Source organism: Streptomyces sp. NPDC037290 (assembly GCF_055603245.1).
Genome location: NZ_JBVJVZ010000006.1, coordinates 137,059 through 156,175, shown reverse-complemented (window position 1 = coordinate 156,175; position 19,117 = coordinate 137,059). Strand labels below are relative to the sequence as shown.

At 72.1% G+C, this 19,117-nt stretch carries 19 protein-coding genes; 9 read left to right on the top strand and 10 right to left on the bottom strand.

What is annotated here, in order from left to right:
• The first annotated feature begins 113 nt into the window (after positions 1-113).
• Positions 114-605 (top strand): MarR family winged helix-turn-helix transcriptional regulator, encoded by a 492-nt coding sequence (locus tag ACZ7HQ_RS22565; RefSeq protein ID WP_470992676.1) that lies wholly within the window; start codon positions 114-116, stop codon positions 603-605.
• Here ACZ7HQ_RS22565 and ACZ7HQ_RS22560 read toward each other — a convergent pair.
• Complete coding sequence (locus tag ACZ7HQ_RS22560) at positions 592-1,410, bottom strand: protein phosphatase 2C domain-containing protein (RefSeq protein WP_470992673.1); 819 nt, start codon at positions 1,408-1,410, stop codon at positions 592-594. The genes ACZ7HQ_RS22565 and ACZ7HQ_RS22560 overlap by 14 nt on opposite strands.
• A 384-nt stretch (positions 1,411-1,794) precedes the next feature.
• On the opposite strand from ACZ7HQ_RS22560, the gene ACZ7HQ_RS22555 reads away from it, so the two are divergent.
• From ACZ7HQ_RS22555 to ACZ7HQ_RS22530, 6 genes are all read left to right on the top strand, one after another.
• Positions 1,795-4,818 (top strand): sensor histidine kinase, encoded by a 3,024-nt coding sequence (locus tag ACZ7HQ_RS22555; protein ID WP_470992671.1) that lies wholly within the window; start codon positions 1,795-1,797, stop codon positions 4,816-4,818.
• Positions 4,815-5,312, top strand: coding sequence for a roadblock/LC7 domain-containing protein (locus ACZ7HQ_RS22550; protein WP_470992668.1), 498 nt, complete (start codon positions 4,815-4,817; stop codon positions 5,310-5,312). Before ACZ7HQ_RS22555 ends, ACZ7HQ_RS22550 begins: the two co-directional genes overlap by 4 nt.
• Positions 5,309-5,716, top strand: a complete 408-nt coding sequence (locus tag ACZ7HQ_RS22545) for a DUF742 domain-containing protein (protein WP_470992665.1) — start codon at positions 5,309-5,311, stop codon at positions 5,714-5,716. Before ACZ7HQ_RS22550 ends, ACZ7HQ_RS22545 begins: the two co-directional genes overlap by 4 nt.
• On the top strand, positions 5,697-6,344 hold the full coding sequence (locus tag ACZ7HQ_RS22540; RefSeq protein WP_470992663.1) for a GTP-binding protein: 648 nt from the start codon (positions 5,697-5,699) through the stop codon (positions 6,342-6,344). The genes ACZ7HQ_RS22545 and ACZ7HQ_RS22540 overlap by 20 nt, the downstream gene beginning before the upstream one ends.
• A gap of 34 nt (positions 6,345-6,378) precedes the next feature.
• Positions 6,379-7,632: a styrene monooxygenase/indole monooxygenase family protein gene (locus tag ACZ7HQ_RS22535; protein WP_470992660.1), complete on the top strand. Its 1,254-nt coding sequence runs from the start codon at positions 6,379-6,381 to the stop codon at positions 7,630-7,632.
• A gap of 189 nt (positions 7,633-7,821) precedes the next feature.
• Positions 7,822-8,052, top strand: a complete 231-nt coding sequence (locus ACZ7HQ_RS22530) for a hypothetical protein (protein ID WP_470992657.1) — start codon at positions 7,822-7,824, stop codon at positions 8,050-8,052.
• Positions 8,053-8,098: 46 nt separating this feature from the next.
• Here the strand turns inward: ACZ7HQ_RS22530 and ACZ7HQ_RS22525 are convergent, their stop codons facing one another.
• From ACZ7HQ_RS22525 to ACZ7HQ_RS22510, 4 genes are all read right to left on the bottom strand, one after another.
• Positions 8,099-9,157 carry a C40 family peptidase gene (locus ACZ7HQ_RS22525; protein WP_470992654.1) on the bottom strand — a complete coding sequence of 353 codons (1,059 nt, stop codon included), beginning with the start codon at positions 9,155-9,157 and terminating at the stop codon, positions 8,099-8,101.
• A gap of 124 nt (positions 9,158-9,281) precedes the next feature.
• The gene (locus tag ACZ7HQ_RS22520) at positions 9,282-9,584 is read right to left on the bottom strand and encodes a hypothetical protein (protein ID WP_470992651.1); all 303 of its coding nucleotides are present in this window, start codon (positions 9,582-9,584) and stop codon (positions 9,282-9,284) included.
• Between the two features lie 4 nt (positions 9,585-9,588).
• Complete coding sequence (locus ACZ7HQ_RS22515) at positions 9,589-10,245, bottom strand: TetR/AcrR family transcriptional regulator (protein ID WP_470992648.1); 657 nt, start codon at positions 10,243-10,245, stop codon at positions 9,589-9,591.
• A 59-nt stretch (positions 10,246-10,304) separates the two neighbouring features.
• Positions 10,305-11,243, bottom strand: a complete 939-nt coding sequence (locus tag ACZ7HQ_RS22510) for an AurF N-oxygenase family protein (RefSeq protein WP_470992645.1) — start codon at positions 11,241-11,243, stop codon at positions 10,305-10,307.
• A gap of 146 nt (positions 11,244-11,389) precedes the next feature.
• On the opposite strand from ACZ7HQ_RS22510, the gene ACZ7HQ_RS22505 reads away from it, so the two are divergent.
• Both ACZ7HQ_RS22505 and ACZ7HQ_RS22500 read left to right on the top strand, forming a co-directional pair.
• A complete protein-coding gene (locus tag ACZ7HQ_RS22505) occupies positions 11,390-12,499 on the top strand; it encodes a ferritin-like domain-containing protein (RefSeq protein WP_470992643.1) in 1,110 nt (369 codons plus the stop codon).
• 65 nt (positions 12,500-12,564) lie between these two features.
• Positions 12,565-13,479: a hypothetical protein gene (locus tag ACZ7HQ_RS22500; RefSeq protein WP_470993561.1), complete on the top strand. Its 915-nt coding sequence runs from the start codon at positions 12,565-12,567 to the stop codon at positions 13,477-13,479.
• 25 nt (positions 13,480-13,504) lie between these two features.
• Here the strand turns inward: ACZ7HQ_RS22500 and ACZ7HQ_RS22495 are convergent, their stop codons facing one another.
• From ACZ7HQ_RS22495 to ACZ7HQ_RS22475, 5 genes are all read right to left on the bottom strand, one after another.
• A complete protein-coding gene (locus tag ACZ7HQ_RS22495) occupies positions 13,505-14,962 on the bottom strand; it encodes a peptidoglycan D,D-transpeptidase FtsI family protein (RefSeq protein WP_470993558.1) in 1,458 nt (485 codons plus the stop codon).
• A gap of 35 nt (positions 14,963-14,997) precedes the next feature.
• Positions 14,998-16,359: an FtsW/RodA/SpoVE family cell cycle protein gene (locus ACZ7HQ_RS22490; protein WP_470992640.1), complete on the bottom strand. Its 1,362-nt coding sequence runs from the start codon at positions 16,357-16,359 to the stop codon at positions 14,998-15,000.
• Positions 16,360-16,433: 74 nt separating this feature from the next.
• Positions 16,434-17,684 (bottom strand): ATP-binding protein, encoded by a 1,251-nt coding sequence (locus ACZ7HQ_RS22485; RefSeq protein ID WP_470992637.1) that lies wholly within the window; start codon positions 17,682-17,684, stop codon positions 16,434-16,436.
• The gene (locus ACZ7HQ_RS22480; RefSeq protein WP_470992634.1) at positions 17,681-18,415 is read right to left on the bottom strand and encodes a hypothetical protein; all 735 of its coding nucleotides are present in this window, start codon (positions 18,413-18,415) and stop codon (positions 17,681-17,683) included. The genes ACZ7HQ_RS22485 and ACZ7HQ_RS22480 overlap by 4 nt, the downstream gene beginning before the upstream one ends.
• Before the next feature lie 111 nt (positions 18,416-18,526).
• Positions 18,527-19,036 (bottom strand): protein-tyrosine phosphatase family protein, encoded by a 510-nt coding sequence (locus tag ACZ7HQ_RS22475; protein ID WP_470992631.1) that lies wholly within the window; start codon positions 19,034-19,036, stop codon positions 18,527-18,529.
• Between the last annotated feature and the right edge of the window lie 81 nt (positions 19,037-19,117).

Genomic DNA, 19,117 nt, shown 5'->3' with positions numbered 1-19,117 from the left:
AGGGGGTCCGGACGCCGCCGTTGGTCTACGCCTGCGAAATACTTACGGAGCTGCGGCAATGACGACTTTTGGCAGAAACTTTCAGGACCGGGAAACCGAGCAGGGGTACTGACGTGCACGAGGACGGAAACGGCGACGCGCATCGCGGCGCCCACGAGATGACGCCCAGTGGCGCCGACCAGGAGTTCCTGGCGCTGGAGCGGGAGTTGACCGTGCTGCTGCGGCGAGCACGGGCCAACCAGGGCGAGATGGCCCGCGAGGTCCATCCCGACCTGGAGTCCTCCGCGTACGGCCTGCTCATCCGCCTGGACGAGCTGGGCGGCCAGCGGGCGACCGAACTCGCCGCCTACATCGGCGTCGGCAAGGCCACCATGTCCCGCCAGCTGCGCGCCCTGGAGGAGCTGGGCCTGATCGCCCGCGAACCCGATCCCGCCGACGGCCGGGCCTGGCTCGTCACCCTGACCGACGAGGGACGCGGCCGGGTCACCAAGGTCCGCGAGGCCCGCCGGGGCCGCTACGTCCGCCAGCTCGCCCACTGGGACCGCCGCGAGGTCGCGGAACTGGCCCGGCTGCTGCACCAGTTGAACGGCGTCATGGAGAGGTAGGAGCCTTTCGCGGGCCGCCCGGCTCCACGTACACCACCGTCGCGTCGTCGTGCGTCTTGCTGCGGCCCAGGAACGCCCGCTCCGCCCGGTCCGCCGTCTCCAGCTCCCGCACCCGGTCCACCAGCGACCGGGCGCCCTCCTTCGCGACCACGTCGAACAGCGCCGCCCAGTCGCCCTCGTGGAACTTCTCCGTCCACCGGGTGGCGCCGTCCGTCAGTACGGCGAGGGCGCTGACCTCGCGGCGGGGCAGGGTGCCGGTGACCGCGCGTGCCGTCACCGCGGGGTCGGCGGCGGCCGTGAAGAAGCCGCCCTCCTTGTTGCGCAGGGTGGCGTCCACCAGGGCGTCGGTGGCGAGCGCCGAGCGCGGGATCCTGGCCAGCCGGTCGTCCAGGACCGGGGTGACCGTCCCGTCGGGGCCCTGCAGCAGCAGCACCGAGTCGGACAGCACCAGGTACTCGACGGTGTCGGCGGACCAGCGCACCAGGGCGACGGTTGCCTGGGGGGTTCGCGGGTGAGAAAGCTCACAGGTGTCCGCGTGGGCCTCGGCGGTGCGGCCGATCGCCCGCGAGAGAATCTCCGGGAGCGTCAGATCTCCGCTCGAAACGGAAAGTTCGGTCAGCGCGCCGCCGAGTCGCGCGGTGAACCAGGGCACGGAATGCAGACACCCCGTCTCCCCTCTCGGCGGAGTCACTCCGTCCAGGACGACCACGCAACCTCCCTGTCCGGAGGCGGGTAGTCCGACACCGGCGAAGTCCTCGTTGGGGCGGTTCGCGTCGCCGGGTTCCGAAACGAGATCAGTGCGCATTCGGCCAGTCTGCACGAGCCCTTCACAGGATCCGCCAAAGGCTGGCAAGCGCCCTTGAATTGACACGACCTCGCAGGTCAGGCGCCTGTTTTGGGTGGGAATGAGTCGCTCCGGGAAGGCGTGGTGGCGAATACTGCCAAAGCCTGCGGCGCGCGTCCAACCGGCGTGCCGCACAGGGGAACCGGACGAGCCCGGGGAACTTGCCCGCCAACTCCCCTCCGATGTTCACTCCTTCGGGTGGCGGGCCAGGTGATGGGCGACCACCGCCCACCGGCGCTGGGAGGGTCGGGAACCGTACGAACCGGGTGTAGGCACCACTTGGCACCGACATGACGGGGCGCCACCCGGGCCCTTGGGTAGACGAGTTCAGGATTGCGAGCACCGGTGCAGAAGAAGCGGCCTCGGCGCACAGGCAGGCAGACGGCCCCCCAGGGGACCGCCCAGCAGAACCCCGTGGGCACCGGCCGTCCCACCCATGTGCGCACCCGGCTCATCGTCGCCGTCGCCGTGGTGGCCGCCGCCGTCGCGGGGGCCGGCGCGCCCTCCCTGCTCACCGCCTCCCAGGACGTCAGCGACTCCCAGGACCTGGTGACGCTGGCCACCCGTACCCAGGACGCCCTCGCCCTCGCGAACTCCCTCGCCGACGAGCGCGACGAGGTCACCTCCTACGTCGCCGCCGGCCGCCCCAAGGCCAAGGCCCCCTCCGAGGACCGCAGCGCCCGCGTCGACCGTCAGGTCGAGGACCTGCGCGCCGACCCGGACCTCGCACCCGCGCTGCGCACCGACCTCTACGGCATCTCCGTCACCCGGCGCGCCGCCCTCACCGGGAAGACCACCGCGCTCCAGACCCACGAGGCCTACTCCGCCACGATCACCGCGCTGCACCGGCTCGCCGAGCAGCTGGCCGAGCAGACGCCCCCGCGGGCCGGCTCCGGCGCCCACGCGCTGGCCGAACTGGACTCCGCCGTCCAGCAGTCCGCCGCCGCCCGCGGCCTGCTGCTGGCCGCGCTGAACGTGCCGTCCACCACCCGCACGGTGATCAACCCCGTCACCGGCCTGGCCACCACGACCTCCACCACGTCCCCGGCCGACAGGAAGCAGCGCGACCAGCTGACCGCCGCCGCCCAGCAGGCCCGGCTGCGCGCCGACGCGGCCCTCGCCGACTTCCGGGCGACCGCCCCCAAGGCGGCCGTCGACTCCTACGACTCCACGGTCACCGGCTCCGACGTCAACTCGGCGGAGAAGTACCTGGCCACGCTCACCGACCAGCCGACGCTGGCCGACAGCGACCTGGCCACCAGCACCAAGAAGCTGGACGCGGCCCTGTCCGCGCGCGTCGACCTGATGCGCGGCACGGAGTCGGCCCTGTACGACCACCGCACCAAGGACCTGGCGCAGCTCCGGGACGACGACGTCACGGCCCTGGAGATCCGCATCGCCGTCCTCGGCGCCCTGGCGCTGGCCGCGATCGGCATCGCCACGGCCATGGCCCGCACCCTGACCCGCCCCCTGTCGGTGCTGCGCCGCGGCTCGGCCCGCCTGGCGGAGTCCGAGAACCCGGCGGCGCAGGAGCCGATCGCCTTCACCGGCCGCAACGACGAGTTCGCCCAGGTCGTCCGCTCGGTGAACGCCCTGCACGCACACGCGGCCGCCCTGCACGAGCGGGTGGCCACGCTGGAGACCGACCGCAGGCACCTGGTCGGCCAGCGGCAGAAGATGGCCGACGCCCGCGAGGAACTCCGCGCCGAACTCGACGACGCCGTGGCCCGGCTGGGGCGGCTGCGCACCAGCATCGGCGGCACGTTCGTGAACCTCTCGCTGCGCACCCTCGGCCTGGTCGAACGCCAGCTCGCCGTGATCGAGGGACTGGAGGACCGCGAACAGGACCCCGACCGCCTCGCCACGCTCTTCAAGCTGGACCACTTCGCCACGGTCATGCGCCGCCACAGCGAGAACCTGCTGGTGCTGGCCGGCGCCGAGCACGTCCAGCAGCACCACAACCCGGTGCCCCTGGTCGACGTGGTCCGGGCGGGCGTCAGCGAGATCGAGCGCTATGAACGCGTTCGCATCGCGGCGCTCCCCCCGCACGCCCACGTGGCGGGCTTCGCGGCCGACGACCTCTCCCACCTGCTGGCCGAACTGATGGAGAACGCCACGTCGTTCTCCCCGCCGGAGCTGCCGGTGGAGCTGTCCGGCTGGCTCCTGGAGAGCGGCGAGGTGATGCTCTCCGTCCAGGACGAGGGCATCGGCATGGCGGCGGACCGTCTGGACCGCCTCAACACCCGGCTGACCGACTTCGACCCCGAGTCCCCCTACGACGACGAAGGCGATGCCGGCCTCGGCCTCGGCCTGTACGTCGTGGCCCGCCTCGCCCACCGCCACGGGCTGCGCGTGCAGCTGCGCGAGCAGAAGCAGGGCGGCATCGCGGCGGTCGTCGTACTTCCGGCCACCCTCCTCACCGAGGCCCCGGCCACGGCTCTGCCTCCCCGGTCCACGGTCCCGGGCGGCACCGGCACCTTCCCCCTTCCCGGCGCCGACGCCGAGGTCAACTCCAACGTCCTCCCGGGCCGCCCCAGGTCGAGCGACCCGCTGGTGGCCTTGGCCGAACAGGCGGTTCGTGAGGCGTCGGAGGTCACGCCGGCCTCCGACGGTCCGGCGGACGCAATGGCGTCCGGTTCCGGCGGTCCGGCCGGAGACGATGCCCCCGAGGGAACGGCGGATCGGGCCGTTCCGGCGGGGGAGGGCGCGACCGCCGAGGAGGCCGACCCCGGCACAGTGGGCGCTGAAAGCGGGGGTGTGGGCGGTGGCGCCCCCGGCGGGTCGGCCGAGGACGCGGAGCAGGCGGTCCACGAGCAGGCCGGCCCGGGCGCGCAGAACACGGAGACCCGGCCGAAGGCCCCGGCGGAGACCTACGCCGAGACGACGATGGAGCTGTTCCTCCCGGACATCACGGCGGAACCCACGTCCGACCGGGCGGACGCACCGCAGGGACGGCCCGCGCAGCCGCAGGCCGCCGACGACGGACGCGCCCTGCTGGGGTCACCCGCACCCGACCACGCGAGCCGCACGGATGACGCGGCCGGGAGCGAGCACGCCGAAGGCGAAGCCGAGGCGGAGGAGCAGCTGACCAGCAAGGGCCTCCCCAAGCGCACCCCCAGGATCACCGCCCCCGCGGCCCCGCCCCGCCAGCGCAGCGGCAGCGTCGACGCCGAAGCCCTCCGCAGGAGGCTCGGCGGCTTCCGCAGCGGCGCACAGGCCGGCTACCGCGACGTAGAGGCGGAGATCGCCGAACAGACCGCCGCCCACCGGCGGCCGACCAGTCACACCGACGCCGACGAAACCACGGCGACGAGCTACGCACACGCCGAAGAAGCCACGGGGGGCACAGCCGAGGAGGCAAGCAGTTGACCGCGCCCAGTACGTACGGACTGAGCAGTGAAGCCCGCAATCTGCACTGGCTGCTGACCAACCTGGTCGAGGAAGTCCCCGGCATCCAGTCGGTCGCCGTGGTCTCCTCCGACGGTCTGCTGCTCCTCTCGTCCGACCCCGGGCACACCGAGCAGTCCCGTCGAGCCCGCCCGGCGAAGGGCCCCCGGGGCTCCTCCGCCGACCTCGCCACCATCGTCTCCGGCATCGGCAGCCTCACCGTCGGCGCCGCGAAGCTGATGGCGTTCGGCGGCGTCAAGCACACGATGATCGCGATGGAGGAGGGCAGCCTGTTCGTGATGTCGATCAGCGACGGCTCGCTGCTCGGTGTGCACGGCAGCGCCGAGTGCGACATGAGCGTGGTGGCGTACCACATGGCGCTGTTCGTCGGCCGCGCCGGCCATGTCCTCACCCCGGAACTCCGTTCGAAGCTACGGCAGTCACTGGAGTCCCAGTCGACCGGGAGCGCCCGATGAGCGGCACAGCGAAACTCCCCGTGCGCGGCGGCGACCGCAAACCCGCCCGCGTCCGCCCCTACTCGCTCACCGGCGGCCGTACCCGCTTCGGCCACGTCCTCCTCGTGGAGACGTTCGTCGCGGCGCTGGAGGCCCCCGAGGAGCGCAGGGAACTGACGAACGGTGCCCCCGCCACCCGGATCATGCCGGAGATGCGGGCCATCGTCGAACTGTGCCGCCGTATGCGCACGGTGGCCGAGATCGCCGCGCTGCTGAAAATGCCGCTCGGCGTGGTCCGCGTGCTCCTGAGCGACCTCGCGGACCAGGGAAAGATCCGTGTGTACGGCACCGGAACCGGTCATGGCACCGGCCGCCCGGACCGCGCTCTGCTGGAAAGGGTGCTGAGTGGACTCCGCCGTCTCTGACGCCGCCCGCGTGGCCCCCCTCGCCGCCGGACACGCCGAGCCCGACGAGGACCTGAGGTCCTGGCAGACGGACCGCACCCGCGCCCCCATCGCCACGAAGATAGTCGTGGCGGGAGGCTTCGGGGTTGGCAAGACCACGCTGGTCACCTCCGTCTCGGAGATCACGCCCCTGCAGACCGAGGCGCTGATGACCGAGGCCAGCGAGGAGACCGACGACCTCACTGCCACACCCGGCAAGCTGACCACCACCGTGGCCATGGACTTCGGCCGCATCACGCTCGACGACGACCTGGTGCTCTACCTGTTCGGCACGCCGGGCCAGCAGCGGTTCTGGTTCATGTGGGACGACCTGGTGCGTGGCGCGATCGGTGCGGTCGTCCTGGCCGACACCCGCCGGCTGAAGGACTGCTTCCCGGCACTGGACTACTTCGAGAGCTGCGGACTGCCGTACGTCGTCGCGGTCAACCACTTCGACGGCAGCGAGCTGTTCGAGCCGGAGGACGTACGGGAGGCGCTGACGATCCCCGCGCACATCCCTGTCATGATCATGGATGCGCGGCGTCGGATTTCGGCCATCGAGACACTGCTGGCCCTGGTCGGCCACGCGCTGGACGAAACCCCCGAGTAGTCCCTCGAGCAGTCCCGTTAGGAGCTTCACCCGCATGCGGAAGATACTCGTCGTCGGAGCCGGCCAGTCCGGCCTCCAGCTCGCCCTCGGCCTGCAGTCGCACGGCTACGAGGTCACCCTGATGTCGAACCGGACCGCGGACGAGATCCGCACCGGCCGGGTCATGTCGACGCAGTGCATGTTCCACACGGCGCTGCAGCACGAGCGCGACCTCCAGCTGAACTTCTGGGAGTCCCAGGCCCCGAGGATCGAGGGGCTCGGCGTCTCGGTCGCGGCCCCCGGCTCGCACGACCCGGGCCCCACCCAGCGGGCCATCGACTGGGTGGGCAGGCTGGACGGGTACGCCCAGTCGGTCGACCAGCGGGTGAAGATGGCCGGCTGGATGGAGACCTTCGCGCAGCGCGGCGGCCAGCTGGTCATCCACGGCGCGGCGGTCGGCGACCTCGACTACTTCTCCCGCACCTACGACCTCGTCCTGGTCTCGGCGGGCAAGGGCGAGCTGGTCCAGATGTTCGGCCGCGACGCCTCGCGCTCCCCGTACAGCGAGCCGCAGCGGGCGCTGGCGGTGGCGTACGTCCACGGGCTCGGCCCCCGCCCCGAGCACCCGGACTTCCACGCCGTCCGCTGCAACCTCGTCCCTGGTGTCGGCGAGCTGTTCATCATGCCGACGTTCACCACCTCCGGACCGGCCGACATCCTGTTCTGGGAGGGCATACCCGGCGGCCCGCTCGACGTCTTCAACGGCGTCAAGGACCCGGCGGAGCACCTCTCCCTGACCCTGGAACTCATGGAGAAGTTCACGCCCTGGGAGTACGCGCGGGCCACGAAGGCCGAACTGACCGACGCCGGCGGCACCCTGGCCGGCCGCTACGCCCCGACGGTCCGCAACCCCATCGGGCGGCTTCCCGGCGGCGGCCTGGTCCTGGGCGTCGCGGACGTCGTCGTGGCCAACGACCCGATCACCGGCCAGGGCTCCAACTCCGCCGCCAAGTGCGCGGCCGCGTACCTCGCATCCATCCTGGAGCACGGTGACAAGCCGTTCGACGAGGAGTGGATGCAGGCCACCTTCGACCGGTACTGGGCCACGGCCCAGCACGTCACCAAGTGGACCAACGCGATGCTGGCGCCGCCGCCGGAGCACATCCTGAACCTCATCGGCGCCGCCGGCCAGCTGCAGCCGGTCGCCGACCGCTTCGCCAACGCGTTCAACGACCCGGCGGACTTCGAGAACTTCTTCTACGAGCCGGAGAAGACGGCCGCCTACCTGGCCTCGGTCGCAGGAGCGTGACGGGTCTCTGACCTGGGGTTCGGCCGTCGTCGTCTGTCATTGTCGGCCGGCGTCGGCCGCCCTCGGACGGCCCCGGCCGCACCGGGGCCGTCCCCCTGAGCCGTCCGGGACGGCGAAGGGTTTCGGGCAGGCGGGGGACATGCCCGCGGGGGGCCGTGTCCGGTGATCGGCATGGTCGTTGGAGCGAGCATGCGAAAGATCATCATGACCGCCACGCTGGCCGTGGCCGCCCTCGCCATGGCCGCTCCCGCCCATGCGGACAACACGTCGACCCCGTTCACCAACTGGACCTTCTCGCCGGCATCCGTCTGCGGGCTGGAAGGGGCGGAGGTGTCGGCGCTGCCCGTTCTGACCGACTTCGTTCCCATCCACGCCAACGGCTGCGCGAACGGCAACACGCTCGATCGCCCGACGATCTAGCTGGGACGACCCCCGCGGCCCAGGTCAAGGCCCACCGTCCGCAGGCCTACTCGGCCTCGGTTTCCAGGGCCTGACCGCCGGGGCGGACGGCGCCGAGGATCGGGTAGGACGCCATCGGGGAGACCTCGATGCGCTCTCCCGGTCTCGGCGCCTGTACGACGTTGCCGTCGCCCACGTACATCGCCACGTGGGTCGCCTCGGGGAAGTAGACCACCAGGTCCCCCGGACGGAGGTCCTTGAGCGGGATCCTCCTCAGCCGTCTCCACTGCTCCTGGCTGGTGCGGGGGATCGGGGTGCCGGCGTGTTCCCAGGCCTCCGAGGTCAGGCCGGAGCAGTCGTACGCCGACGGGCCCTGCGCGCCCCACCGGTACGGCTTGCCGAGCTGGGCCATGGCGTAGTGGACCGCGCGGTCGCCCTCGGGGGAGGCGGGGCGGTCGGCGGGCAGGGCGCCGGCGGTGGTGAGCCTCTGCTGGGCCTCGGTGACCCCCTGCTGTTCGAGGCCGGCGATCGCGGCCAGCTGGGCCGGGGTGAGGGAGGCCAGCAGGCGTTCCACGTCGCCCAGCCCGGCCCGGACGTCGTCGCGCTGCTTCTTCTGCTGGTCGGCGAGGGCGAGCTGGGTGTCGAGGGCCTTGCGGGCCGCCCGGGCCAGGGTGTCCTTCCGCTGTTCCGCGGCGGCCAGCCGGGCCACGGCCCGGGCCCGCTGACGCGCCAGCTCACCGATGACATGCCCCTCCTCCAGCGCGTGCTGCGGGTCGCGGGCGAGGAGCAGACGGACGTACGGGCCGAGGCCGTCGCTGCTCTGGTACTGCTGCCGGGCCAGCCGCCCGGCGGCGGCCCGGCTGTCCTGCAGGGCGCGGCGGGCGCGGGCCAGTTCGCCGTCGAGCCGGGACACCTCGGTGCGCTGCCGCCGCAGCTTCTCCGCGGTGGCGTCGTAGGTCTCGGTGACCTGCTCGGTCTGCCGGTAGAGCTGCTGGAGGTCCGTCAGCAGCTGGGCCACGGACCGCTGTTGCGGGTCCGGGGCGGCGGCCATGGCGGGTGTGGGCGTGAGGACGGCCTGGGCCGCCACCGTCGCCGTACAGACCAGGCGCAGAACCGTTCCTGACACGTCTTCACCTCCGGTGCCGGTGAGGGCGGGCTCTCCGCCGCTCGTCGCACCGGGATCATCACGTGATAATCAGACGTGTCCGCGCGGGCCGCGCCCCGAGCGTGCGCGGTTCGGCGCAAGCCTGTCACCCGTTCGCGTCGTCCGGCTTGCCGGACGGCGTGCCCTGTGGCTTCGACCAGGGCCACCGGAGCCTGCCGCCGGAGGTGTCCTCCGGGTCGTACTGGTACTTCCACCCCTGGATCAGGCCCAGCCGCCTGCTGTGTCCGCGCGGCACGCGGCGGTAGACGAGCACCGAGGGCGGGCCGCCGTCCGGGTCGGGGACCGGGATGCGGTACGTCTTCGGCGGGTGCCCGGTGGGGCCGACCATGACCGGCAGCACGCGCCCGTCCATGGGCCCGCCCTCGAAGGGGGTGTCCTGACTCTTCACCGCTTCAGTCTCGGTCATTCCCCGCGAGCGCGCCGACGACGGCCGCCGTCTGCGGGTCCCGGCCCGCGGTGACCGTGAGCATGGCCAGGAACTGCTCCACCAGCCAGTCGCGCAGCTCCTCGACCGGGGGCTGCTTGTCCTCGTCCAGCCAGATCAGGGAGGCCGCCTCCACGGCCGTGATCCATGTCCGGACGGTCATGCGCAGCCGGGGGCCGGGGTCGGTGACGCCGAGGTGGCGGTGGATGTGCTCGGCGGCGGCCCGGCGCACCCCGTCGACGATGGCCGTGGTCCGTGAGGTCTCCACCACGCTGCCGCCCTGGAGCAGGGCGCTGAAACCGGTGTCGTGCCCGTCGACGAAGGCCAGATAGCGGTCAAGGGCGCGGGACAGACGGGGCAGCAGCCGGCCCTCGGGGGGCTCGTCGAAGCACAGCTGCAGCTCCTCGGCGGCGGAGCGCAGCGCGGCCTCGTACAGCTGCTGCTTGCCGCCCGGGAAGTACCGGTACACGAGGGGGCGTGAGACTCCGGCCGCCTCCGCCACGTCGTCCAGGGACACGTCCTCGGGGGCGCGGTGCGCGAAGAGGGAGAGCGCGGCGCCGAGAAGCTGACTTCGTCGCTCCTCGACGCTGAGCCGACGGTAGGCGGGGGTGGCGGCCGGGGTCATGAACCGCAGCCTAATCGCTCCGCTCGGGCGGCCGTCTCCCGTGCGCCGGTCCACTTCCCCTACGCCAGAAGGCCCGACGACCTCCACAGCCGCCGCCCGACCCCCCGCAGCACACCGATGTCGTCCAGGAAGTCCGTCAGCCGCCGCGCGCCCGTCTGCATGACCTCCCGCCGATGGGCGCTGGCCTTCACCTGCGCCAGGGCCTCCCGCTTGTCCAGTCCCACGTTCGTGTACACCTCGGGGTTCACGAAGGCCACCGAGAACACCCGGGCGAACTCCCCGGACGTGACCCGGGTGAACTCCTGCGACCACTTCGGCGCCGTCACCATCTGGCGCCGCAGCTCCTCACGGGCGTACCGGACGTGGCGGGCCTCCTCGACCACATGGATGCGCGTGACACCTCGGATCAGCGGCTGCACCCGCTCGTCCGGGAACGTCAGCCGCTGCATCCAGTCCAGGACCTCCTCACCGAGCAGCGTCGCCGTGAAGGAGCCGGGAGTGGTGGAGATGGTCTTGAAGAGGCGGCCGAGGTGCTGGTGGGCCCTGCTGACCGGGTACCAGGGCGTGTCCCCGTGCGAGATCAGCCGCGCGAACATCTTCGAGTGCCGGCACTCGTCCTCGATCTCGGTGAGCGCGTAGCGGACGTGCGCGCTCGTCGCCGCCTTGTCGTAGATGTGCCGGACCAGCAGCTGCATCAGGATGAGCTCGAACCAGATGCCGAGCGAGGCGAGTGCGGCCGCCTCGTGCTGGGAGAGCAGGATCCGCTGCTCCTCGCTCATCCGCTTCCACATCGGGGTGTCGTACAGCGACACCAGCTCCGGCGGCCAGAACCACTTGCCCTCCTCGAAGGGCGCGTCCCAGTCCAGCTCCTTGTCCGGGTCGAAGGAGTGCTTGGCGGAGGAGTGAAGCAGCCGTTCGGCCACCTGCTCCCGGTCCTTGAGCAGGCCGAGCGCATCGCGCAGACCGTCCAGCGCGTCCGCTTCCGTCAGGGTCGTCATGGCTCCCTCACCTCGTCGCCGGGGTCGTTGCCGGGATCGTTACCGGGGGTACGTCGTGCTCCCCTTATGAGACTGCTTGTCAGCAAGGTCGTCAATCCCTTGCGCGTGACTTGTTGACTTCGCGTCTACGTGTGAGCCTGCGGGGTATGCCGACCCAAGACCTGTACGCCAACGACCCCGGTGACTCCCCCTGGCTGGTGCCCGCAAGTGGCGCCGCCCGCTTCAGCTGGGAGTACGACGACGGCCGCGACCGCCTGCTCGCCCTGTACCAGAAGGGCAAGGACAAGCAGTGGGACGGGCAGCAGCGCATCGACTGGGACCTGGAGGTCGACCCGTACGACGCGCTCGGCACACCCGACGAGGCGATGTCCCTGTACGGCACCCGGTACTGGGACAAGCTGACCGAGAAGGACAAGGGCGAGCTGCGGCGGCACTACGCCTCCTGGCAGTTCAGCCAGTTCCTGCACGGCGAGCAGGGCGCGATGATCTGCGCCGCGCGGATCGTGGAGTCGGTGCCCGACCTGGACGCCAAGTTCTACTCCGCCACCCAGACGATGGACGAGGCCCGGCACGCCGAGATCTACGGCCGGTTCCTGCACGAGAAGATCGGGCTCGTCTACCCGATCAACGACAATCTGCAGTCCCTCCTCGGCGACACGCTCCGCGACAGCCGTTGGGACATGCCCTACCTGGGCATGCAGGTGCTCATCGAGGGGCTGGCGCTGGCCGCCTTCGGGATGATCCGGGACACGACCGACAAGCCGCTGCCCAAGCAGATACTCACCTACGTCATGCAGGACGAGGCCCGGCACGTGGCCTTCGGCCGGCTGGCGCTCAGGGACTACTACAAGCAGCTCACCGACGCCGAACTGCGCGAGCGCGAGGAGTTCGTCATCGAGGGCTGCTACCTGATGCGCGACCGGCTGCGCGGCGTCGAGGTCCTGGAGAACTTCGGCATCCCCAAGGCCGAGGCGGAGGCGCTGAGCGAGCGCTCCGAGTTCCTCCAGTTGTTCCGCAGGCTGCTGTTCAGCCGCATCGTGCCCTGCGTCAAGGACATCGGCCTGTGGGGCAAGCGGCTGCAGCAGGCCTATGTCGACATGGGCGTCCTCGAGATGGGCGACTCCAACCTGGACCTGCTCATGGCCCAGGACGAGGAACTGGCCGAGCAGCTGGACGCGGAGCGCTTCGCCACCGAGGAGCGCGAGCGGATCGCCGAGGTGCGGGACGCGATCGACGCGGGGGCCGCGGAGAGCTGAGGCGGCGCAGGGTTCGGGTGGTGAACCGGTCGTTCACCCCGGTGCAGTAGCGTGCTGGCGTGTCCATGCCTCCGCCACCGCAGCAGCCGTATCCCAACGGCCCCCAGCAGCAGCCGTACCCGTACGGCCAGCAGCCCCCGCAGGCCGGTCCGGGTCCTTACGGCCAGCCCCCGCAGGCCGGTCCGGGTCCTTACGGCCAGCCCCAGCAGGCTGCTCCCGGCCCTTACGGCCAGCCCCAGCAGGCCGCTCCCGGTCCCTACGGCTCCCCGTATCCGCAAGCGCAGCCGTACCCGCCCCAGCCCTACCCCCAGCAGCCGTACGCCGCCTGGGGTGCGCCGCCCATGGCGCCGCCGAAGAAGCGGCGGGTCGGGCTGGTGCTCGGGATCGTGGGCGGTGCGGTCACCGCGGTCGTCGTGGTGCTCGTCCTGATCGGGGCGGCGGTCGAGGGCGGCTTCCCCGAGGCGAAGAACAAGCTCACCCTCCCCGGGACCCTGCTCGACGGCAAGTACCGGCTCGCCAAGGACATGTCCGACACCGAGGGCAAGAAGATCGAGCGCGAGGCGGACGGCGCCTGGGACGCCAAGGACACCCACGGCGTCGTCGGCAGCTACGACCTGGGCGGCGACGCGGCCAAGGGCACCCTGGTGATCTCGGGCATGTACGGCCGGTTCAAGAACGCCGGCACGGCCCGCAGGAACATGATGAAGGGCGCCGCGCAGAGCGACGGTGCCACGGTCGCCGTCCCCGCGAGGGACTTCGGCCTGGACGGCGTGACCATCACCTGTGAGGTGGTCCTCCAGGAGCAGATGGGCACGAAGATCACCCTGCCCATGTGCGCCTGGGCCGACGGCAACACGGGTGCCACGGTCGCCGTCGTGGACACGCCGCTGCTGTCGCAGAGACCGTCGGACGTCGACCTCGAGGCGCTCGCGAAGGAGACCCTCCGGGTCCGCGACGAGGCGGTCAAGCCGATCGGCTGACCACCCGGGGCCGCTCGGCCGGGTCTCACCGGCCGAGAACCGCCCGCATCACGTCCCGTGCGATCGGTGCCGCGTTCCCGCCGCCGCTGATCTCGCCCCGGTCCGCCGAGGCGTCCTCGACCACCACCGCGACCGCCACCTGCGGCTCCAGGGAGTCGTCGTTCTGCGCCCAGGAGACGAACCAGGCGTACGGCACACCGGTGTTGCCGACCCCGTGCTGCGCGGTGCCGGTCTTGCCGCCCACCAGGGCGCCGGGAATGGCCGCCTGGGTGCCGGTGCCCTCCTGGACGACATCGGCCATCAGCTCCTTCAGCCGCGCGGCCGTCGAGGGCTTCATGACCTGCCGCACCGGATGCGTCCCGCTCCCGGCGAGCGTCTCACCGCTGCTCCGGGTCGTGCGGTCCACCAGGTACGGCGACCGCAGCTGACCGCCGCTCGCGACCGCCGACGCCACCATCGCCATCTGCAGCGGCGTGGCCCGCGTGTTGTACTGCCCGATCGAGGACAGCGCCAGCTGCGCCCGGTCCACGTGCGCGTCGAAGGTGCTGGGCGCGACGGAGAAGGGGATGCGCACCCCGGTGTCGTTGAACCCGAACGCGCGCGCCGCACCCACCATGCCCTGCACCCCGACGTCCACCCCGAGCTTGGCGAACACCGTGTTGCAGGACCACTCGAAGGCCGACCGCAGCGAGGCGTTGCGGCAGTCGTCGGCCTCGTTGGTCAGCCGGGTCGTGGTGCCGGGCAGCCGGTAGGGGTCGGGGGAGTCGGTGCGTGCGTCCAGGTCGGTGACCACGCCCGCGTCCAGCGCCGCCGCCGCGGTGACCACCTTGAACGTCGACCCCGGCGGATAGGTCTGCCGCACCGCCCGGTTGAGCATCGGCTTCTCCGGGTCGTGGTTGAGCCGCGCCCAGGCCGACGCCACCGCCTCGCCGTTGCCGGACAGCTCCCCGGGGTCGTACGACGGGCTCGACACCAGCGCCAGGATCCGGCCCGTGGCCGGCTCGATCGCGGCCACCGCGCCCTTGCGCCCGGCGAGCCCCCGGTACGCCGCCTCCTGCGCGCCCCGGTTCAGTGTCGTCACGAGGTTCCCGGTCAGGAGGCGCCCGCGCGTCACGTCGTTCCACAGCGGCAGCGGCGACAGCATCGGATCGGTGCCGGAGAGCACCCCGTCCCCGGCGTGTTCCAGGAACGTGGTGCCGTACGACTGCGAGGCGAAGCCGGTGACCGGGGCGTACAACGGGCCGTTCTTGTAGGTGCGTTCGTAGCGCAGCTGCTCTTTGGTGTCCACGGATCCGGTGACCGGCTCGTCGCCGACCAGGATGTCGCCGCGCGGATGGCCGTAACGGGCGATCTCGGCGCGGCGGTTGGCCGGGTTGCCGTCATAGAGACCGGACTGCACCACCTGCACGCGGGCCGCGTTGACCAGCAGGGCCGCCAGCAGCAGCGTGCTGAACGCGCAGGCGTGCCGGATGTACCGCGCCATCGGCCGGCCGCCCTCGTGGAAGCCGCCGTACTCGCTCACAGGGCCTCCCGGCCGTCGTACTGGCTGCGCGCCGAGTCGCTCACCCGGATCAGCAGCGCCACGATCGCCCAGTTGGTGACCACCGAGGAGCCGCCCTGGGCGAGGAAGGGCATCGCCATGCCGGTCAGCGGGATCAGCCCGGTGACCCCGCCCGCGATCACGAACACCTGCAGCGCCAGGATCGAGGCGAGCCCGACCGCGAGGAGCCGGCCGAAGGGCTCCCGCAGGGCGCGGCCCGCCCGGTAGCCGCGCTCCACCAGCAGGGCGTACAGCAGGAAGATCCCCGCGAGCCCCGCGAGCCCCAGTTCCTCGCCGGCCGTGGCCAGGATGAAGTCCGACTTGGTGGCGAAGCCGATGAGGATCGAGTGCCCGAGCCCGAGCCCGGTGCCGAGGACCCCGCCGGCGGCGAAGGCGAACAGCGACTGGGAGAGCTGGTTCGGCCCCTGCCCGGCCTCGATGGTGGCGAAGGGATGCAGCCAGTCCTCGATCCGCTGGTTCACATGCGGTTCGAGGCGTCCCACGGCGACGGCCCCCAGCACGGCCAGCACCAGCCCCACCGCGATCCAGCCGGTCCGCCCCGTGGCGACGTACAGCAGCACCACGAACAGCCCGAAGAACAGCAGCGAGGTGCCGAGGTCCCGCTCCAGCACCAGCACCCCGACGCTCAGCAGCCAGATCATCACGATCGGCCCGAGCACCCGGCCCGTCGGGAACTGCAGCCGCCACAGCCGACGGCCGGTGTACGCGAGCGCGCTGCGGTTGGCGGCCAGATAGGCGGCGAAGAACACCGCGAGCAGCACCTTCGCGAACTCGCCCGGCTGGATGGAGAATCCGGCGATCCGGATCCAGATCCGGGCGCCGTTGACCGCCGGGAACAGGATCGGCAGCGCGAGCAGCCCGAGCGCGCCGACCACGCAGACGTACGAGTACCGCTGCAGCACCCGGTGGTCGCGCAGCACCAGCACGACGGCGATGAACAGCCCGACCCCGAGCGTGGACCACACGAGCTGGGCCGGAGCCGCCCGGTCGCCCGGGGTCTCCAGGTCCAGCCGGTAGATCAGGACCAGCCCGAGCCCGTTGAGCAGCACACCGATCGGCAGGAACAGCGGATCGGCGTACGGGGCCCGGATGCGCACCGCGAGATGCGCGCACAGGGCGAGCACCCCGAGCCCGGCGCCGTACCCGGCGGCGCCGGGCGGGACGGTGCCGGTCCGCGCCAGCCCGACCGCGCAGTAGCCGTACACCGACAGCAGCACGGCCAGCAGGATCAGGGCGAGTTCGATGCCACGGCGCCGGGGGAGGCGTACGGCGGGTGCGGGAGTCTGCGCCGCCGCCACGGTGGTTCCGGCCTTGGTCATGCCGGGAACCTACCCAAATAGGGCGTCTTGTGTGCTGGGCGCGCCCCAAAGGAGCCCGGGGCCGTACGGGATCCCTACCGTCCCCCGGCCGCGGGCAGGACCAGCGTGGCAACGGCCCCACCGTCCACCGCGTTGGCGAAGAACAACCGTGCCCCGAGGACCTCCGCCTGCCCCACGGCGATGGTCAGCCCCAGCCCGTGCCCGGTGGCCCCGCCCTCCGTGCGGAACCGCTGCGGCCCGTGCGCCACCAGATACTCCGGATATCCGGCCCCGTGATCACGTACGGTCACCACGGCGCCGTTCACCGTGAGAACCACCGGCGGTGCCCCGTGCTTGTGGGCGTTGGCCACCAGGTTCCCCAGCACCCGCTCCAGCCGCCGCCGATCGGTCTCCACCCGCGCGTCGGCCAGGACGCGCACCTCCGTATCGGTGCCCGAGGCCCGCACCACCCGCCGGCCCAGCGCCCCCAGTTCCTCGGTGTCCAGCTCCAGCCGCTCCCGGCCGGTGTCCAGCCGGGAGATCTCCAGCAGGTCCTCGGTGAGGGTGCGCAGCGCCGCCACCCGGTCCCGCACCAGCTCCGTCGGCCGGCCCGGCGGCAGCAGCTCCGCCGCCGCGTGCAGCCCGGTCAGTGGGGTGCGCAGCTCGTGCGCCACGTCCGCGGTGAAGCGCTGCTCGCTCAGCAGCTTGCTCTGCAGGCTCGACGCCATGGAGTCCAGCGCCGCCGCCACCGTGGCCACCTCGTCCTGCGGACGGGACGGGTCCTTCGTACGGGGGTCGTCGACGCGCGCGTCCAGGTCGCCCGCGCTGATCCGCCGGGCCACCCGCGCGGTGCCGTGCAGCCGCCGGGTCACCCGGGTCACCGCGAACACGCCGACCAGCACGGTCGCCCCGATCGCGAGCCCCGCGGACCACAGGATCGAGTTGTCGAGGCCGGCGATCGTGCGGGCCTGCTGGGAGTAGTCGACCGCCACGGCGAGCGCCCGGTGCCCGGCCACCGGGCCCGCCGCCCACATGGTCGGCCGGCCGTCGTGCGAGGAGACCATCGTGCCGCGCTCGCCGGCCGCAGCCAGCGTGTGCAGCGGCGCGGGCAGCCCCTGGGGGTTCACCCCGGCGTTCGGGAGCAGCGTGTCCCCGGCCTCGTAGTCCGCGGTGGCGTCGGCCAGGCGGGACAGGGCGAGGTTGCGGGCCTGGCCGACGGTCTGGTTGGTCACCGAGACGTGCACCAGGACGCCGAGCAGCGCGGCCAGCGCGCAGCACATCACCGTGATGAACACGGCCGCCTTCACCGCGAGCGCCCCGGCCCACTGGGGCAGCGCGAGCCTCATCGCGCGCTCGCCGAGGGGGAGGCGGACGGCGAGGGCGAGGGCTTCTTGGCGTGCCGGCCGTCGCCCGTGTGCAGGTACTCGTCGCGGGAGAACACCATCGCGCGCTGGCCCGGGTCCCACACCCAGGTCGTGCGGTACTCGTAGCCGGAGATGTCCGCCGGTGAGCGCTCGATCAGCGACCGTCCGGCCAGCTCCACCCCGAGGATCGCGTCGTTGTCGGCCAGCACCTGCACCAGCCGGTGCTTCTCCACGGTGTAGACCCGCACGGCCGTCTGGTTGGTCGGATAGAGCCGGAAGCCGAGTGTCATGTCGTCCCTGCCGTCACCCGTGAGGTCCCGGTAGTACGGCTTCAGCAGCGGACAGCGGGCCCGGTCGCCGCCCGGCCGGCAGTCCCCCAGCCGGTCCACCGTCCCGTGGTACGCCCCCTTCGAGCCGTAGTCGTCCGGGTGCGCCCTGATCTCGGCCTCGACCACGTCCACCGGGTCGACCTTGCGGATGTCGTCGCCGGGGACCGTGATCCCCTTGACGACGGCCCTGGTCGCCACGTCGTACGGGTAGGCGGGGCTGGACGCCGGGCGCAGGTCGGGCCAGAGCTTGGCGGGGCTGACGGCGGTAGCGGTGGCGCCCGCGCCCCGCAGTCCGCCGGCGTCCCCGCAGGCCGCCGCCGTGGCCGACAGCAGGGCGACAGCGGCGGCGGTGAGGGCGGTGCGCGCGGGGCGGCGTGCTGGCACGGTGCTCCTGGGACGTCGGGGTCGGGCTGGGCCCCCGTACACCTTATGGGGAGACGAGGGATTTTGTATGTAAGTCCGTTTTGCGCCGCCGGGGCGGTGCTGCAAGAGAGGCTACTCGGCCAGTTCCTCCAGCAGCCGCACCGTCGACAGGCCCGCGCGCAGGTACTCCACGAACAGCTCGTTGTGCAGCGCCCACGCCGAGCGCCGGGCCCGGATCAGCTGGATCGCCTCGTCGGGCGACGTGTGCGCCCGCTGGACCAGCGCGTGCGCGACGACCAGGCCCGAGCGGTTGTAGCCGTGGTAACAGCGGACGAGCACCCGGCGACCGGCGTCCAGTGCCTCGTTCGCCGCCCGGGCCAGCCGGATCACCCCGGCGAGCTGCGTCCCGTCCAGCGGGCCGTCGGGAATCGGCCACACATGGTGCTCGACCCCCGGACCGGGGCCGTACCCCGGCAGTCTCAGCAGCGTCTGCACCACGTCGAACTCATCCCGTACGACGGCGAGCTCCGGCTGTCCCGAGCGGCCCCGGAACTCGTGCCCGCCCATCCACAGACCCGGCACGATCTCGTTCCACGGGCTCTCCGGAGCCGGTACGTCGGGCTGCCTTCCGCGGATCCTCAACGGCGCCTCCCCAACTCCCCCTCAAGGGACCGCCCTCCACGGTAACCGGTCTTGCCCCGGGAGCACCCCGCCTGTTCCCAT

What these genes read in the sequence shown, in the direction of transcription:
- ACZ7HQ_RS22505 (WP_470992643.1), top strand. Translation starts at nt 11,390, where the DNA reads ATGCCGACCCAAGACCTGTACGCCAACGACCCCGGTGACTCCCCCTGG.
- ACZ7HQ_RS22490 (WP_470992640.1), bottom strand. Translation starts at nt 16,359, where the DNA reads ATGACCAAGGCCGGAACCACCGTGGCGGCGGCGCAGACTCCCGCACCC.
- ACZ7HQ_RS22515 (WP_470992648.1), bottom strand. Translation starts at nt 10,245, where the DNA reads ATGACCCCGGCCGCCACCCCCGCCTACCGTCGGCTCAGCGTCGAGGAG.
- ACZ7HQ_RS22530 (WP_470992657.1), top strand. Translation starts at nt 7,822, where the DNA reads ATGCGAAAGATCATCATGACCGCCACGCTGGCCGTGGCCGCCCTCGCC.
- ACZ7HQ_RS22500 (WP_470993561.1), top strand. Translation starts at nt 12,565, where the DNA reads ATGCCTCCGCCACCGCAGCAGCCGTATCCCAACGGCCCCCAGCAGCAG.
- ACZ7HQ_RS22535 (WP_470992660.1), top strand. Translation starts at nt 6,379, where the DNA reads ATGCGGAAGATACTCGTCGTCGGAGCCGGCCAGTCCGGCCTCCAGCTC.
- ACZ7HQ_RS22485 (WP_470992637.1), bottom strand. Translation starts at nt 17,684, where the DNA reads ATGAGGCTCGCGCTGCCCCAGTGGGCCGGGGCGCTCGCGGTGAAGGCG.
- ACZ7HQ_RS22510 (WP_470992645.1), bottom strand. Translation starts at nt 11,243, where the DNA reads ATGACGACCCTGACGGAAGCGGACGCGCTGGACGGTCTGCGCGATGCG.
- ACZ7HQ_RS22560 (WP_470992673.1), bottom strand. Translation starts at nt 1,410, where the DNA reads ATGCGCACTGATCTCGTTTCGGAACCCGGCGACGCGAACCGCCCCAAC.
- ACZ7HQ_RS22545 (WP_470992665.1), top strand. Translation starts at nt 5,309, where the DNA reads ATGAGCGGCACAGCGAAACTCCCCGTGCGCGGCGGCGACCGCAAACCC.
- ACZ7HQ_RS22495 (WP_470993558.1), bottom strand. Translation starts at nt 14,962, where the DNA reads ATGGCGCGGTACATCCGGCACGCCTGCGCGTTCAGCACGCTGCTGCTG.